The sequence below is a fragment of the Paracoccus onubensis genome (genome assembly GCF_003591515.1).
GTDB lineage: Bacteria > Pseudomonadota > Alphaproteobacteria > Rhodobacterales > Rhodobacteraceae > Paracoccus > Paracoccus onubensis.
Genome location: NZ_QZCG01000001.1, coordinates 312,422 through 328,932, shown reverse-complemented (window position 1 = coordinate 328,932; position 16,511 = coordinate 312,422). Strand labels below are relative to the sequence as shown.

Annotated in this window: 16 protein-coding genes; 5 read left to right on the top strand and 11 right to left on the bottom strand. The window is 61.6% G+C overall.

The annotated features are described in order from the left end of the window. From kynU to D3P04_RS01560, 7 genes are all read right to left on the bottom strand, one after another. The gene (gene kynU, locus D3P04_RS01590; RefSeq protein ID WP_456299482.1) at positions 1 to 1,212 is read right to left on the bottom strand and encodes a kynureninase; all 1,212 of its coding nucleotides are present in this window, start codon (positions 1,210 to 1,212) and stop codon (positions 1 to 3) included. 386 nt (positions 1,213 to 1,598) lie between these two features. Further along, entirely contained in the window at positions 1,599 to 2,528 is a 930-nt protein-coding gene (locus D3P04_RS01585) for a serine hydrolase (protein WP_119745630.1), read from the bottom strand. Positions 2,529 to 2,556: 28 nt separating this feature from the next. Further along, a complete protein-coding gene (locus D3P04_RS01580; protein WP_119745217.1) occupies positions 2,557 to 3,519 on the bottom strand; it encodes an ABC transporter ATP-binding protein in 963 nt (320 codons plus the stop codon). Continuing rightward, positions 3,506 to 4,501, bottom strand: a complete 996-nt coding sequence (locus D3P04_RS01575) for an ABC transporter ATP-binding protein (protein ID WP_119745215.1) — start codon at positions 4,499 to 4,501, stop codon at positions 3,506 to 3,508. Before D3P04_RS01575 ends, D3P04_RS01580 begins: the two co-directional genes overlap by 14 nt. A gap of 3 nt (positions 4,502 to 4,504) precedes the next feature. Beyond that, complete coding sequence (locus D3P04_RS01570) at positions 4,505 to 5,329, bottom strand: ABC transporter permease (RefSeq protein WP_220475236.1); 825 nt, start codon at positions 5,327 to 5,329, stop codon at positions 4,505 to 4,507. Next, on the bottom strand, positions 5,330 to 6,265 hold the full coding sequence (locus tag D3P04_RS01565) for an ABC transporter permease (RefSeq protein WP_119745213.1): 936 nt from the start codon (positions 6,263 to 6,265) through the stop codon (positions 5,330 to 5,332). An 85-nt stretch (positions 6,266 to 6,350) separates the two neighbouring features. Then, entirely contained in the window at positions 6,351 to 7,859 is a 1,509-nt protein-coding gene (locus D3P04_RS01560) for an ABC transporter substrate-binding protein (RefSeq protein ID WP_119745211.1), read from the bottom strand. A gap of 148 nt (positions 7,860 to 8,007) precedes the next feature. Here D3P04_RS01560 and D3P04_RS01555 point away from each other — a divergent pair, with 148 nt between their 5' ends. Beyond that, a complete protein-coding gene (locus D3P04_RS01555; protein WP_119745209.1) occupies positions 8,008 to 8,913 on the top strand; it encodes a LysR family transcriptional regulator in 906 nt (301 codons plus the stop codon). 45 nt (positions 8,914 to 8,958) lie between these two features. Here D3P04_RS01555 and D3P04_RS01550 read toward each other — a convergent pair whose 3' ends face one another. Next, the gene (locus D3P04_RS01550; RefSeq protein ID WP_119745207.1) at positions 8,959 to 9,609 is read right to left on the bottom strand and encodes a cation transporter; all 651 of its coding nucleotides are present in this window, start codon (positions 9,607 to 9,609) and stop codon (positions 8,959 to 8,961) included. A 67-nt stretch (positions 9,610 to 9,676) separates the two neighbouring features. Between D3P04_RS01550 and D3P04_RS01545 the strand changes: the two genes are divergently transcribed. Beyond that, positions 9,677 to 10,084, top strand: a complete 408-nt coding sequence (locus D3P04_RS01545) for a MerR family transcriptional regulator (protein WP_119745205.1) — start codon at positions 9,677 to 9,679, stop codon at positions 10,082 to 10,084. An 82-nt stretch (positions 10,085 to 10,166) separates the two neighbouring features. Here the strand turns inward: D3P04_RS01545 and D3P04_RS01540 are convergent, their stop codons facing one another. Continuing rightward, positions 10,167 to 10,499, bottom strand: coding sequence for a DUF1330 domain-containing protein (locus D3P04_RS01540; protein ID WP_119745203.1), 333 nt, complete (start codon positions 10,497 to 10,499; stop codon positions 10,167 to 10,169). A gap of 148 nt (positions 10,500 to 10,647) precedes the next feature. On the opposite strand from D3P04_RS01540, the gene D3P04_RS01535 reads away from it, so the two are divergent. The 3 genes from D3P04_RS01535 to D3P04_RS01525 all read left to right on the top strand — a co-directional run bounded on the left by D3P04_RS01535 (position 10,648) and on the right by D3P04_RS01525 (position 12,697). Beyond that, positions 10,648 to 11,451: a helix-turn-helix domain-containing protein gene (locus tag D3P04_RS01535; protein ID WP_119745626.1), complete on the top strand. Its 804-nt coding sequence runs from the start codon at positions 10,648 to 10,650 to the stop codon at positions 11,449 to 11,451. A gap of 84 nt (positions 11,452 to 11,535) precedes the next feature. After that, positions 11,536 to 12,219 carry a gamma-glutamylcyclotransferase gene (locus tag D3P04_RS01530; protein ID WP_119745201.1) on the top strand — a complete coding sequence of 228 codons (684 nt, stop codon included), beginning with the start codon at positions 11,536 to 11,538 and terminating at the stop codon, positions 12,217 to 12,219. 151 nt (positions 12,220 to 12,370) lie between these two features. Next, positions 12,371 to 12,697, top strand: coding sequence for a hypothetical protein (locus D3P04_RS01525; protein ID WP_232844852.1), 327 nt, complete (start codon positions 12,371 to 12,373; stop codon positions 12,695 to 12,697). Between the two features lie 32 nt (positions 12,698 to 12,729). Here D3P04_RS01525 and D3P04_RS01520 read toward each other — a convergent pair whose 3' ends face one another. Both D3P04_RS01520 and D3P04_RS01515 read right to left on the bottom strand, forming a co-directional pair. Further along, on the bottom strand, positions 12,730 to 14,307 hold the full coding sequence (locus D3P04_RS01520; protein WP_119745198.1) for an acetolactate synthase large subunit: 1,578 nt from the start codon (positions 14,305 to 14,307) through the stop codon (positions 12,730 to 12,732). Between the two features lie 46 nt (positions 14,308 to 14,353). Further along, on the bottom strand, positions 14,354 to 16,492 hold the full coding sequence (locus D3P04_RS01515) for an acetate--CoA ligase family protein (RefSeq protein ID WP_119745196.1): 2,139 nt from the start codon (positions 16,490 to 16,492) through the stop codon (positions 14,354 to 14,356). Positions 16,493 to 16,511 lie beyond the last annotated feature (19 nt).

Here is a 16,511-nt window from a genome sequence, read left to right as displayed (position 1 = left end):
TCAGGTCACGGCGGCCCGGATACCGAAATGTGCCTCCCGCCAGGTATCGTGGCGCAGGATATCTTCAAGAATGTCGACCGCATGCCACAGATCGGCATAGCTGGTGTAAAGCGGCGTGAAGCCGAAGCGCATGGTCGAGGGCGCGCGAAAATCGCCGATGACGCCCCGCGCGATCAGTGCCTGCATGATCTCATAGGCATTCGGATGGCTGAACGAAACCTGACTGCCGCGTCTCGCTCCGTCGCGCGGGCTTTCAAGTTTCAGCCCGTGACCCGCGCATTTCCCTTCGACAAGCGCGATGAAAAGATCGGTGAGGCGCAGGCTTTTTTCCCGCAGCGCAGCCATGTCGACCTCGTCCCAGATATCCAGCGCGCCTTTCAACGCGCGAAGCGAAAGGATCGGTTGCGTCCCGCACAGGAAGCGCCGGATTCCTTCGCCTGCGGCATAGCGCTGTTCGAAAGCGAAGGGCCGGGCATGGCCCCACCACCCGCTGAGCGGCTGGCGAATGTCGCCGTGATGCCGTTCAGCGGCATAGATGAAAGCAGGCGCGCCGGGGCCGCCGTTCAGATATTTATAGGTGCAGCCGACGGCGAAATCGACATTCGCGCCGTCAAGCCCGACCGGCAGCGCCCCCGCGCTGTGACAGAGATCCCAGATGACCAGCGCGCCATTCGCATGGGCCTTCCGCGTCAGCTTCGCCATGTCGCGCAGCTCACCGGTCTTGTAGTTGACATGGTTGACCAGAACCACCGCAACATCGCCATCGATCAGTTCTTCGATATCCGGCGCGTCCACGCCTTCAAGGCGCAGCGATGCATCTGCCTGCGTCGCAACCACGCCCTCGGCCATGTAGATATCGGTCGGAAAGCTGCCGCCTTCGGAAACGATCACCGACCGATCCGGCCGCAGGGCAAGCGCGGCATGCAGCAACTTGTAGATATTGATCGAGGTCGTGTCGCAGACAACTGTCTGACCGGCGGCAGCGCCGATAAGACGCCCGACGCGATCCCCAAGGTCAAGCGGCATGTCGAACCAGCCCGCGGTATTCCAGCTGCGGATAAGCTCCTGCCCCCATTCCTCTGTCGCTGCGCTTTGCAATTCGGCGAAAGCAGCGGTCGAGGCGGCCCCAAGGGAATTGCCGTCAAGATAGATGACGCCCCGCGGCAGCACGAAACGCGCGCGCATGGAGCGCAGCGGATCCGTGGCATCCATGGCCTCGATTGCGGCAAAATCGGGAAATGCAGACATGGGGCGCGGTCCTTGCCAAGCGTATCACTGCCTTGATGACAACCCATATCGGCCTGACGATCAATGCCTTTTCACTGCCTCTTACAGATCACCGGCATGATGACGCGGCATTCGCGCTACCAAAGGCAAGGCCATTCCTTATAGCAGATGCCGACATGCCCTGTATTCCATCACACCCGATCCCTGTGACCAGTTCTGGTTTGAGAGCATTTTGCCCTTCATCAAACCCGCACCCGCCCCTTCTTCTTTGTCCAAATACCTCTTCGAGGGTCGCCGTCAGGTCGCGCCACTGGCTCGAGAGACCAGCCGGCGACGGGCAGCGCCCCCGGCCTTCGCAGGGGTAATCCGCTCTACCCCAAAAGCCTGTCGCAAAAGAGTTTTCCGATCTCGGGGAAAACCGTTGGATGGTCTTCACAAATACCCTTGCCCCGGGTCATCAGGCACAGAATGACCGGCGCATGGCCCGGCAGCGCGATACGGATCAGATCATGCTTGTAATAAGAGGCCATATCGTCGCCGGTCCAGCTGTTCTTTCCTGCCTTGCTCCACAGGGTGGCCCCGGCGGGGAGGCCGCCGCCAAGATAGGTCTCGACCTGAAAATGGGGAAGTTCCGCCTCGGCACTGCTGCGATCGCGCAGCAGGATATTCTGTGCCCGCCTGCGAGCGGCCGCGGACAAGGGCAGGTCTCCGGCGAAGATTTCAAAAAAGATGCGCGCGGCGGCAATCGGGGTCAGGGCGTTCAGGTTCTGGCCTGACGGGCCTGCATATTGCGCCTCGCGCCCATAGCGGATGTCGTCCATCAGCTTCTGAGTGATATTGCATTGCACGAAATCGGGCGCGAATTCCGGCCAGCCGGCGGTTGTGAAAAAGCGGTTCAGCCCGTCGCGCCGGTTGCGCCAGTCATCGAAATCCGCGCCGGACAGCATCGTATCGCCGGTCGTTCCGGTCAGCATGTCGATCACGTAATTGGTGCCGGTATTCGACGACCACAGGATCATGTCACGCATGGCGCGGGACAACTCGTGATGATCTTCGACCCGGCCCGTATCGATCGCGTGCAGGACGTGAATCAGATGGAAAACCTTCACCAGACTGCACGGATAGCAGCGCCAGTCTCCGCGATAGGCGAAACCGTCAGGCATCTGGCCCGCGCCATTCTCGCGCAGCGCCACGAAGCCGAAATTGTCGGGACGCAACCCCTTTTCGGAAAAGCGGTCGACCAGTTCCATCGCGATGGGTTCACAGCGTCCGGACCAGTCCGGGTCGGTTCTGAAGAGCATCTTGGTGACTTTCATGAAGGGGGTGACGTTAATCGGAGGGGACGGCCTTCCAGCAGCGAACGCCCCCCGCCCCACCAAGCGGAAGCATCTCCTGCGGATTCTGGCAGGCGGTCTCGGCAAGCGGGCAGCGGGTGGCGAAACGGCAGCCGCGCGGGACGGCGAACGGATCGGGGATTTCGCCGGTGATGGGCTCGGCCAGCGATTGCGCCCGCCGAACATCCGGCACGGCGGCGATCAACGCCCTTGTATAGGGATGGCGGGGATCGCCGAACAAATCCTGACTGTTCTGCAATTCCACGATTTCGCCCAGATACATGACGGCAACCCGGTCGCAGAGATAGCAAACCACGTTCATGTCATGCGAGATGAAGATAATCGTCAGCCCCTTCTCGCGGTTCAGCCGTTTCAGCAGATTGATGATCTGCGCCTGAACCGAGGCATCAAGCGCCGAGACGGGCTCATCCGCCACAAGGATTTCGGGGGCCGGGCACAGAGCCCGCGCAATCGAAACGCGCTGCCGCTGCCCACCCGACAAGGCATGCGGGAATTTCAGGGCGGTTTCAGGGTCGAGACTGACTTCTGCAAGAATCTCGGAAACCCGCGCGGCTCGCTTCGCACGCGGCAATTTCGGGAAGTAATGGGCGACGACCTCTTCAAGCTGCGCCCCGATGGTTATGCGCGGATTGAGCGAGGAATAGGGATCCTGAAACACCATCTGAAGCCTGCCTGCCGGATCGGGGCCGGCAAGGGGCCTGCCGTCGAAGATGACCTGTCCGCCATCGCTTTGCTGAAGCCCGACGCCGATGCGGGCCAGCGTGCTTTTGCCGCAACCGCTTTCACCGACGATGCCAAGAATATCCCCCGGGCTGACCCGCAGATCAACGCCGCGTACGGCGTGCAGATAGACCCTGTCCCGCCGCGCCACCATATCAAGCAAGCCGCGCTTGACCGGAAACCGGCGCTCGACCCTTTGGAAATCAAGCTGGGCCATAGGCGACCTCGTTCAGAATGCAGGCATCGACATGCCCGCTGGATACACCATCGCGCGCATGCAGCGGTGGCGGCGGACCAATCACGCAATCCGGCTGCGCAAGCTTGCAGCGCGGTGCAAAGCGGCAACCGGGCGGAGGCGAGATCAGGCTTGGCGGCGCGCCCTCGATCGGGGTCAGGGCCTGTTCGCGGCCGACTTGTCCGGGCAAGGCGGCAAGCAGGGCCTGCGTATAGGGATGGGACGGGGAATCCAGCACCTCGCGCACCGGGCCGGTTTCGACGACGCGCCCCGCATACATGACCGCCATCCGGTCGCAGATCTGAGAGACGACGCCCAGATCATGGGTGATCAGGATGATCGAGGTTCCCAACCTGTCGCGGCGCTCTTTCAGCAGCCGCAGAATCTGGTCCTGAACGGTAACGTCCAGAGCCGTGGTCGGTTCATCCGCGATGATCAGCCGTGGCCGCAAGGCCAGCGCCATTGCGATGACCACGCGCTGTCGCAGCCCGCCCGACAATTCATGCGGATAGGAGTCCAGCCGTCGTTCGGGCGAGGTGACATGCACATCCCTCAGCAATTGGAGCGCCGCCGCGCGGGCCTTGGCGCGGGTGATGGTCTGGTGGCGGCGAATGACCTCGGTGATCTGCCTGCCGATCTTCATCGTCGGATTCAGGGCGGTCAGCGGATCCTGGAAGATGAAGGCGACGTCCCTCCCCCTGACCTGTGCAAGCTGTCGCTCATGAAGCGCCGCCAGATCGCCCACCCCATCCAGCAGGATCCGGCCCCCAGCGATCCGGGCCGGCGCGCCGCCGAACAACCGCAGGATCGCGCGGCAGGTGGCGGATTTTCCGCAACCGGATTCGCCCACGATGCCGAAAATCTCGCCGGGCTGGGCGTCGAAGCTGACGCCATCCACGGCGCGGGCAATGCCCGAAGGGCTGTCGAATTCTGCAACCAGATCATGGATACTCAGCAGGCTCATTGCTTATCCTTTTGGCTTCAGAGCGGTCGAGAGCCCCTCGCCCAGAAGAGCGAAGGCGATCCCGATCCAGACGATGGCAAGCCCCGGAAACACCGTCATCCACGGAGCGTCGCGCATATAGTCGATGCTTTCGACGATCAGCAGTCCCCATTCCGGCGCGGGCGGCTGCACCCCAAGGCCGAAAAAGGACATGGCGGCGACAGCCTGAACGGTCAGCACCACATCCGACATCGAATAGACCAGCGCCGGCGTAATCGCATTCGGCAGGATATGCCGCAATGTCACCCGCAGCTTGCCAAATCGCAGGACGCGGGTCGCCTCGATGAATTCCAGCCGCGAGATCAGCAATGTCTCGCCGCGGATGATCCGCGCATAGCCGATCCAGTTCACGAGGAAGAAGGCGATATACAGATTCGTCTCGCTTGGCCCCAGCACACCGACAATGGCCAGCACCAGCACATAGAATGGAAATGCCCAGACGATATCCGTCAGCCGCATAAGCGCCGCGTCGATCCTGCCGCCCAGATAGCCGGCGACAAGGCCGATCAATACGCCGATGGCCATGGGCCCGAAAACGCAGATCAGGGCCAGCCGCATGTCATAGACCGCGCCCGCCATGACCCGGGTGAAAATGTCCCGCCCGAAATTGTCGGTGCCGAACCAATGCGCGGCCGAGGGCGGCTGCATCGCATTCGCGAAATCCAGCGCGAAGGGATCATAGGGCGACAGAAAGGGCGTCAGCACGGTCGCGGCCATCGTCATGATCAGCATGGCCAGCCCGGCAGCGCCCGACACCGTACGCAGAAGATTTCCCAGCACGCGCATCATTCACTCCAGCCGGATGCGCGGGTCGGCCAGCGCATAGCAGATATCGGCGATCAGGTTCACGGTCACCACCATGACGGCGAAGAATACCGTCAGCCCCCGGATAACCGGCAGATCGCGCGAAACGATCGAGTCGATCAGAAGGCTGCCCAGGCCCGGAACCGAGAATATCTTTTCGACGACAACGGTGCCGCCGATGATCCAGCTTACCCGGACACCGATGATCGAAATCGTGGAAATCAGGCTGTTCGGCAGGATATGCCGCAGGAACACCTCATACCCGCGCAGCCCCTTGGCCCGGGCGGTATCGACGTAATCGGCCTTCATCGCGTCGATCAGGGCAGCGCGCAGGCTTTGCTGGATAAGCGCGGCGGTCGACAACCCGACCACAAGCGACGGCAGGAACAGGCGATAGAGATTTGCGAAGAACCCCGTGCCCACGCCGCCGGTCGGGAACATTCCCAGATTAAGCGCCAGCCACAGGATCAGCACATAGCAAAGCCAGAAAGGCGGCAGCGCGATCAGGACGACGAAAATCTGCCGGATCGCCACGTCCAGAAAGCGCCCGCGATTGGCCGCGGCCAGGATCGCGAATGGCAATGCGATCACAAGAGCGATCACCGTCGAATAAAGGACGATCGCCAAAGTATATGGCAATCTGTCGGCAACAAGGGTGATGATCGGCTGCTTGTGGAAGATCGAGACGCCGAAACTGCCGGTCACGCAATCGCGCAGAAAATAGAAATATTGCACCCAGATCGGCTTATCGAGACCCCATAGCTCGCGCATCGCCTGAAGGTCTTCCGCACTGGCGCGCGAACCCATCGCCCGCGATGCCGGATCTCCGGGCATGATTTGCAACAACAGGAAGCTGATCAGCGTGATCCCGATCAGGACCGGGACCAGCATCAGCAGGCGTTTCAGAATAGCGAGGAACATGGGCTCTCGTCAGGCTACTGGCCGCGAATGGGCCGATTGCATTCCGATGGCGAGGTCGGGCCCCTGTTTGGCGGGGACCCGTTCATCACTTCTCGATCTTCACCTCTTCAAGGCGGAAATTCGATGTCGGCAGGATCTCGAAATCCTTGACGTAATCCTGCGCCGCCCATGCGGAAGCCGGATGGTACAGGAAGATATAGGGTGCTTCGTCATGCAGGATCTGGACCATTTCCCTGAACATCCCGCCACGCTCGTCGCCATCCGGCGTCTTGCGTTCTTCTTCGTAAAGTTCATTCAGGCGGTCGCTTTTCCATTCGGTATGATAGGCATTCGCCCGTTCGGGATTCACGCCGACAAAGCCGATGATCTGATCGGGATCGATCGTGTCCGAGGTCGCATAGGATACCGACATGTCATAATTACCGGATTTCGTGGTTTCCCACTGCGTTCCGCCCTCCAGCATCTGCACCTCGACCCTGACGCCCACCTGCTGAAGCATCGCCTGCAAGGTAATCGCCGCGTTGCGGCTGGTCGCGGCGCCCGAATCGACCAGAAGCTGCGCCTCGAAACCGTCGGCATAACCGGCTTCGGCCAGCAATTCCTTGGCCGCGGCGGGGTCATAGGGATAGGGCGCCAGTTCCGGATCGGCATAGGCCATGACCGGCATGGCGGCGGCGGCAGGTTCGCCCGCGCCGTAAAGCACGCCCTGAACCAGTGCATCCTTGTCGATCGCCATGTTCAGAGCTTGCCGGACACGCTCGTCGTCAAAGGGTTCGCGGGTGGTGTTGAGCTGGACGAAATCGGCGCGGTACGGGATGATCTGACCGGTGGAGATGCCATCTTTGCCATCCAGATCCTCAAGTTGGTTCAATGGCGGATCAAGCGCCACGTCCACCTCTCCGGCTTCCAGCTTGATCACCCGCGCCGAGGGCTCCGTGACGATCTCAAGAACCGCGTCATCGACATAGGGCTTGCCCTCCTGCCAGTAATTCGGGTTTTTCACCAGTTCGATCCGCGAACCGCGCGCCCAATTCTTCAGCATGAAGGGACCCGCACCGACCGGCGCATCGAAAAAGGCGTCGCCCTTTTCCTCGACCTGCGCCTTGGGCAGGATCGCGGCGGCGAACAGTGCAAGATTGTTGAAGGCCGGGGTGAAAGGCTCGGCAAGCTGCATCACGATCTGGCGGTCGTTCACGATCTCGAAGCTGGTGATCGGGCGGTAGAACCGCGACCAGCCCGATTCCTCGGATGCGGCGCGTTCGATCGAGAATTGCACATCTTCCGCAGTGACCGGCGTGCCATCCGAGAATTTCGCCTCGCGCAGATTGAAGGTCAGCGTCAACCCGTCTTCAGAGACGGTCCAGCTTTCGGCAAGGCCCGGTTCAAGCCCCTCTCCGGTCTTGTCGGGGCGCACCAGGGTGTCAAAGATAAGAAGCTGCGTCCAGATAGAGCCGTTATCGCTGGTCGCGATCGGATCAAGGCTCAGCGGGTCGAACCCCATGGCGACACGAAGCGTTTCCGCCGCCGCTGGCAGGCCGGTCAGGGCGACGGCTGAAGCAAGCAGCAGAGCTTTCAGATTAAGTCCGGGGATCATGAAGATTACTCCTACACCTGTCGTTGGGCGCTTCCTGATTTCGTTCGACAAGATTGCGCGTTGGCCTTGGGTTTACGGATATGATCATAGACAGGTCAGCCCATGCAGAATAATAATAAATAAGCGGTCCAGCATAAGGTCAGTAATAGTGAACCTGCGCGAGCTTGAACTTTTCGGAACCCTGATGCGGGTGGGAACCACGACCGAAACCGCGCGGCTGCTGGGCATATCGCAACCGGCCGTCAGCGGGCAGTTGAAACGGCTGGAAGGCAGGCTTGGCATGTCGCTGTTTCACCGGACCGGCAACCGGCTGGAACCAACGCATGAAGCGAATGAGCTTTTCGCGATGGCCGTGCCGATTTTCAACACCCATGCGACGATCCGCTCGAAACTGCCGACCTTGCGCGATCTTGCGGAAAAGCCGGTGGCGATATCGGCCACGCCCGCGCTTGTCGAAAGTTTTCTGGGCGCGGTTCTCATTCGCGCCGGATACCGGGACTGGAAGAAGCGCATCATCATGCGGGTTCATTCGCCCGAGGACGATCTGCGCAGCGGCGAAGCCGATATCGGCCTGCAGATGGCATTGCCCCCCAAGGCGGAATTTCAGGCGCATGCGCTTGGCAAGATCCCTCTGGTCGCCCTGCTGCCGGAAGATCACCCTCTTGCCCGGGAGCCCGAGCTGACCTGCGCCGTGATCGCCGCCAACCCGCTGGTTTGCTATAGTCCGGACTGGTCGCCGATGGGGAACAGCATCCGCAACGCCTTTGTCGCGCAGGGCCTGTCCTATGATCCGGCCTGCGTGGTTCCGTTCTGCGCGAATGTCTGCAGCATGGTGCGCGTCTGCGGAGGCGTGGGGATCGTGGACGCCATGACCGCACGCGATTACGTCATGCGCGGACTGGTTTCGCGTCCCATCCCGGATCTGCCGGACGTCTCTATCATCGCCTTTCACCGGCGGCACGAACCGATGCGCGCGCCTGTGCAGGATCTTTTAAGCGCGCTGTTGAAATTTGAAACCAATCTGCTGCCAGAGCTTCCGCATTCCACCAACTGAATCCCGGCGCGATAAGGCCGGGATATCGCCGATAGGCGCCACGCCCTATCGCAGATCGGGCACGCCGGTGGTACCGGGCCGGACACTCCGCCATTCCCTGCCGGCATCCCGCATGATCAGGACCGCGCCCTGAAGCGCAAGACCGGACATCAGGCTTGCAACGACGAAGTCAGGCCAGCCCGTTCCCGTACCGAATACGCCAAGCGCGGCCAGCAGCACCGCAGCATTCGCGATCACATCATTGCGCGAACAAATCCACACGGAACGCATATTCGCGTCTCCGTCCCGGAAAGCCATGAGAAGAACCAGACAGACAAGATTTATCACCAGAGCCAGAGTGCCGATAAGCCCCATTGTGGGCGCATGCGGCACCGTTCCATTGAGCCAGTGCCAGACCACGGTGCCCAGAACCCACAGCCCGAAAACGCCCATCGATGCCCCCTTGATCCATGCGGCACCGGCACGCCAGCGCAGGTTCATGCCCAGCACGGCAAGGCTGATGGCATAATTGGCCGCATCGGCAAGGAAGTCGAGCGCGTCGGCCTGCAGCGCGGCAGAACCTGCCAACATGCCCGCGGCGATCTCCGTCACGAACATCCCGGCATTGATCGCAAGCACGATCCACAGGACACGGCGGAAACGGGATGATCCCTGAATGGCGGAGGAGGCGCAGCTATCGGAAGAGCAGCAGGGCATGGCAGACTCGCGGAATGTTTCGGTTCCGCCTAGAATGTAACGGCTATAGCAACTATAGGGTCAAGCCATGTCCGAAGAGATTTATCGCATCGGCGATCTTGCGCGCCTGACCGATACGAAAGTCGTCACGATCCGCTATTACGAAAAGATCGGCCTGATGCCCGCGCCGCACCGCAGTGCCGCCAATTATCGCATCTACAGCAAGGCCCAGCTGCATCGGTTGCAGTTCATTCGCCGCTGCCGCGACCTTGGCTTTTCCTTGGAACAGATCGCCGAACTTGCCGCGCTGTCTTCGGATCACGCCCGATCCTGCACGGAAGTCGATGATCTGACACGGGTGCACCTTGCCGAGATCGAAGACAAAATCGCCGATCTGACGGCGCTGGCCGCCGAATTGCGCAGCATCGGTGCCCAATGCAAGGGCGGGACGACGATTTCAAACTGTCGGATCATCGAAGCATTGGGCCGAAACTGAAAATCCGGTCCGGACGCGCAGCCGCCCATCCCGGCTTTCCGTATGATTCAAGGCGCCGATTTTGCGCCCCGTGGCGACAGCCTCAACCCTGTTGCGGTTCGAGGATATCCGTCGCGCGGTGTTGCTCATCCACGCCGTCCATAAGAAACACCTCCCCCTCCGAGCCTTGCTGACGCAATGGGATAAGCGCCTGATAAGCAGGCGAGGAATACCACAAGCGCGCCGCTTCGATGGTCGGAAAGGCGATGACGATCAGGTCGTCGCGCGACACCCCTTCAAGCTGCTCTTTCCGGGCGCCATGAATGATGAAACGGCCATCATATGGCTTCAGCGTGGCGTCGATCCCGTGCAGATAGTCCAGGATCCCCTGATTAAGATCGACGTTGCGCAATTGGCCTATGGCATAAGCTGTCATGTCTCTGTCTCCTTCGAATGATCGTCAGGCAAATGTCGCGCAGCGCGAAATTGCTGATCGCAAAGTGGATCATCATGGCAAATTGTTCTGCAGTCGATTACCTCGAAGGTAATCGCAACGCCATTTGGAACAGGATGGAATGCAGATCATGCAGGACGAACAGCATTCCTTTGGCCAGATGCTGCGCGACTGGCGCTTGCGCCGCCGTTACAGCCAGCTTGCCCTTGCGCTTGAAGCCGAAATTTCACAGCGGCATCTGAGCTTTCTGGAATCCGGGCGTTCGAATCCCAGCCGCGACATGATCCTGCGTCTGGCGGAATTCCTGCAGATGCCGCTGCGCGACAGAAACGCATTGCTGGCCGCCGCGGGTTATGTGCCGGCATATCGCGCACGCGGGCTCACGTCTCCCGATATGGAGCAGGCGCGAACCGCAATCGAAGGGATCCTGACCGGGCATGAGCCCCATCCCGCGCTGGCCGTCGATCGCTGCTGGACGCTGTGTCTCGCCAACCGGGCCGTGGCGGTCCTGACCGAGGGCGCCGCGCCCTCCCTGCTGGCGGGCGAGGTGAATGTGCTGCGCCTTAGCCTGCATCCCGAGGGGCTGGCGCGCCGGATCGTCAATTTCAGGGAATGGCGCGATCATATACTGGCCCGGCTTGCGCATGACATCGATCTTACCGCCGACCCTCAGCTTATCGATCTGCATAAGGAGTTGCGGGCCTATCCCGCGCCACCCGGCGCCGCGCCGAGGCGCAAACCCGTCGTGGCGACATCCGAAATCGCCGTTCCCCTCGTCATCCGAAGCCGTGAAGGACCGCTTGCGTTTCTAAGCACGACAACGCTTTTCGGCACTGCGGTCGACATCACCCTTGCGGATATCGTCATCGAAAGTTTCTTCCCGGCGGATCCGCAAACGGCGGCGGCAATGGTCAGGCTGATGGCCGGCCCGTGAAACTGGTCCAGTTCGGGGTTGACCCGCGGCGCCACGGATAGGATCTGTAGGGGCGTGGAAAACTCTGGACGCGCAGGAAACCCGATGACCAATCATTGCCCCATCATCCTGTCGGACGATCATGTCGCCCGTGTAACCTCGGCGACGGGGCCGCTGCATGATCCACGCTGGCGGATGCTGGAGGATGCCGATCTCGATCTGCTGGCCGCCAGGCTGACGCAGGACCGGCCACGGCCGATTCCGGTCTTCGCCTATGGTTCGCTGATCTGGAATCCCGGCTTTGACGTTCAGTCGCGCCGCCGCGCGACCGCTATCGGCTGGCATCGCAGCTTCTCGATCTCGCTTGACCATTTCCGCGGCTCGCCCGAACGGCCCGGCCTGATGCTCGCGCTTGCTTCAGGGGGCAGTTGCGAAGGGCTGCTGGTCGAGATCGCCGAGGGAACCGAGACGCAATCCCTGCGCGCCATCCTGCGGCGCGAGCTTGTCGCGCATGAATTGGCCGCCAACGCCCGCTGGATCGAGGTCGAGACCGAACGCGGCCGCGAACAGGCCCTGACCTTCTACGCCGATCCGGTAGATGTGCAGATCGCCGAACTGACGGTCAGGGAACAGGCGCACAGGCTTGCCCGCGCGGCAGGTGCGGCCGGATCGGGTGCGGAATATCTGCTGCGCACGGTCCTTGGGCTGGCGGAACTTGGGATTCACGACGAATATATCTGGACGCTTCAGCAGCTTGTGGCTGAAGAGATCGAGGCAGGGAACAGTTGACCCACAGCTATCGCCCGTTCAGGAGCCGAGGATCCGCTTGGGAAATGACGGCTTCTTCATGCCCGGCCTTGCTGACCGCGTGCCGCATGAGATTTTCCCGAATTCACCATAGCCGCCCATGACGAAGCTGTCACCGCAACCAAGGGTCAAATTGTCCAGGCTGCGCGATATCGGCTGGGCGTCTTGGGATCCGATGGGATTGCTGGGACCGGGCGGTTTGCATCCGGGCAAATGGGATGACGACGCCAATCTGCCTTTTGCCGACGAGTATGACAGCTATCTTGTCTCCGCGGCTTCTCAACTGCGCAGGAACGTGCCCCGCGAACAGGTTGTCGATTACCTTGTACAGGCCGAGACGCAAGACATGTGCCTGCCGAAGACCCCCACGGCCCAGACGCGGGCCGAAGCCGTTGTCGCCGCCATTCTTGCCGACAGGAAGCTATGGACATGGCCGGACGAACAGGGGCGCTTTGGCTGACAAGGCCGTCACCGATGAAATCCCGGCAGCGTTCACAGACGAATATCGATCAGCATCGGCCCATCCTTCGTCAATGCGCGCCCGAAAGCTGCGTCCAGTTCCAGATTATCGGCCACCGAGAGCGCCTCGACGCCGAAACCCTGCGCAATCGCAACCCAGTCGATATCAGGCCGCGACAGACTCATCATGTCATTCGCGGTCGGCCCCGGGCTGGCTCCGACCTTGGCATATTCGCCCAGCAGGATCGCATAAGAGCGGTTGTTCAGAAGCAATGTCGTGACCGGCAGGTTTTCACGCGCCTGCGTCCATAGCGCCTGCACCGTATAAGCCGCGGATCCGTCGGCCTGCAGGGTGATGACGCGCCGGCCTTTCTGGCCGCTGGCCTCGGCCCCGATCGCCGCACCGGTCGCCAGAGGGATGCCGCCACCGATCGCTCCGCCTGTCACCGTCATCCAGTCGCAAGGCGCAGCCTTTCCCATCACCGCGCCAAAACCCCCGCCCGAGGTCAAAGCCTCGTTTACCACGATACAGTTTTCGGGCAATTGCCCAGCCACGACGGCAGCCAGAGAATCCGGTGTGATTGGCCCCGCCTGCGGCTTTTCAATCCGCTCGGGCGTGACCTGAACCGGCCGCGGCGCGGCATTCAGCGTTTCGGCCAACGCGTTCAACGCCGACCGCGCATCCTGCTGCCGGTCGGTCAGGGTCAGGATCTCGGCATCCTCGCGATGCAACAGGCTGGGAAGGCCGGGATAGCGGAAGAACCCGACCGGGGCCGGACAATTCACCAGCACCACCAGATCATAGGGTTCCAGCACCCGCAAAGCATCGGATACGGGATAGGGAACGGCTGGCAGATCAAGACGGCCGCGCCCGCGTGGCTGGCTGGAAATCGCCGGGCTGCCCATCAGATCCGCGCCGGTGGTTTCGGAAATCCCAAGCAGAAGCGGATGCAGATCCGCGACGACCGCCGGGGTGCCAAGCAGGATCAAAGCCTTGCGCCCGGATTGCAGGGCAGCGGCAACCCGGGTCACGGCTGCCGGATCATGCGGCCCCGGCCCCGCCGGCGGGGCACCGCCCACCGCCGCCGCCCCGCCTTTGGACCAGGACACATCCGCGGGCAGGACCAGCGACGCGATCTGACCGTAACCCTCGGCAGCGGCGCGCAAACCGTCCATCGCATCCTCGCCGATCTTCCCGGGCGAGACGCCGAACCGGAGCCAGTTCGAGGTGCTGCCGACCAGCGCCTCGACATTCGCCGTCAGCGGGCTGTCATGGGCGACGTGATCGGTCGCGTGATCGCCGACGATATTCAGCATCCCGCTGCCTGCCCGGCGGCCGTTATGGATATTCGCAATCCCGTTGGCGTATCCGGGGCCGCAATGCAGCAATGTCGCGGCGGGGCGCCGGGCGACGCGGAAATAGCCATCCGCCATTCCCGTCACCGTGTTTTCCTGCAATCCCAGCACACAGCGAATACCCGGAATCCGGTCCAGAGCGGCAACGAAATGCATTTCGCTGGTGCCCGGATTGGCAAAGCAGGTATCCACGTTTCCGGCCACCAGACTATGGACCAGCGCCTCGGCACCGCTAAGATTTTCGTCGTTTTTCATTATCTTCCAACCTTCCTGTCCACCATTCCCCGGCACCGTGAACCGATCAGCCGCAATGTTCAACGATCAGGGCATCGACGGCCACCGCGCCTTTCGCCGACACCATCAGCGGATTGACATCCAGTTCAAGCAGATCCTCCTGATGATCGCCTGCATAATCCGCTATCGCCATGATCGCGTCGATCACCGCTTCCAGATCGGCCGAGGCGCGGCCGCGGAACCCGTCCAGCAGGGCGAAGCTTTTCAATGCCCGTAAAGCGGTTTCGACCTCGACCCGGGTCACCGGCAACAGCAGGGGCGTGGCGTCCTGCATCAGCTCCACCAGAATACCCCCTGCCCCGATGACCAGCACCATCCCGAATAACGGGTCACGTTTGACGCCCGCGATCAGCTCCGCCAGCGGCGCGGCCTGCATCGGCTCGATCAGGAAATGCTCGAGCCTGATATCCGGATCATGCGCAGCGACCGAGGCAATCATGCGCTGGGCTGCCGCAGTCAGTTCGGCCCGGCTGCGCAGGTTCAGGGCGACCCCGCCGATTTCGGTTTTATGCGCCAGCCGGTCATGCAGAACCTTCAGCACGACGGGCTCGTCCATCATTTCCGGCAGGGATGAAATTTCCGCCAGAGTCAGCACCCGGCCTTGGGGTACCTGCAAGCCATAACCGGCAAGGCGGCGCTTGGATTCATATTCGTTGACCGTCATGGCGCCGCCTGACAGGGGCGTAATCGCAAAGGGCGACTGAACAGCCGCTCCGGCGCGATCCGCCCTGACCAGCTTGCAATATGCGGCCCATCTGGCGATCACCTGCGCCGCGTCATGCAGCCCCTGTAAGGGCACGATCCCCTGGGCGATCAGGCCAGAGGCGTCTTCGGGCGGAATACTCTCGGTATTGACCGAGGCGTGGAATACCGGCTTGCCACTGGCCCTGCCTGCCGCCGCCAATGCGCGGTCCATCGCCTGATGCGCAGTCTTGTCGCGGTAAAGCGCCCCTGCGGGCGGATAATCGATGACCAGCATCCCCGCATCGTAATCGCCTTGCAGCATCGTCGTGAACATCGGGGTCAGCAATTCTTCGCTGCCCCAATAGCCGGCGGTGAAATCCAGAGGGTTCGAAACATGACCGAAATCGGGCAGCAGGGGCCTGATCGCGGCGACCTGCCGGTTATCGGGTTGCGGCAGGGTCAATCCGGCAAAGGAACAGTAATCCGCCGCCAGCCCGTTATCCCCGCCCGAGCTTGAAAACACCGCGATCCGGTCGCCCGACACATGCGGCGCTACCGAAGCCAGCTTCATCATCTCCAGAAACTGCGGAACCGTGTCGGTTTCGATCACCCCAAGCCGCGTGAACAATGCCTGATAATATTCGTTCTGCCCCGCAAGCGAACTGGTATGGCTGGCCGCCATTTCCGCGCCCAGTTCCGAGCGGCCAGAGCGGCAGACGATCACCGGCTTGCCGGACGCCCGCGCGCGCAGACATGCCTGCGCAAAACCCGCAACGTCGCGAATGCCTTCCATGAACAGGCCAAGGCAGGTCACATTCGGATCGTCGATCAGAAAATCGATATAATCCTCGAAGCCAAGAACCGCCTGATTCCCGGCACTTATCAGGTAGGAATACGGCACCGAACGCGCATTGCTGACCAGATGCCCGGTCACATTGCCGCTTTGCGAGATGACCGCCGCGCCCCGGCCATTTGGCAGTTGCGGATAAAGCGCGGGCCAGATGCTGCCGTGACTGACGTAATTCACCAGCCCGTAACAATTCGGCCCGACCACTGCCATATCGCCGGCCGCCGCGATAAATTCACGGTTACGCTCATGCCCCGCTTCGCCGATTTCCGAAAAACCCGAAGCATAGCAGACCACGCCGCCGGCCTTCATCGCCGCCAGTTCACGCAACGCGATCACCGTCGCATCGGCATTGACCGCCAGAAATACCGCATCCGGCGAAACCGGCAGATCCGCGATCGAGGGCAGGCAGGGATATCCGGCAATCTCGCCCCGCTTGGGATTCACGACATAGACATCGCCGCCATATGCCTGTTCGCGCAATGTTTTCAGCGTGTATTCGACCTGCGAACCGCCGATAAAGGCCATGCTTTCCGGAGCAAGCAGCCGTTTGAAGTTCTCTCGCGTCGCCACGCCGGTTTTCCCTTCGGTTTCGAATGTATTATACGCTCGCATGTCTCATCCTCCCCATGAA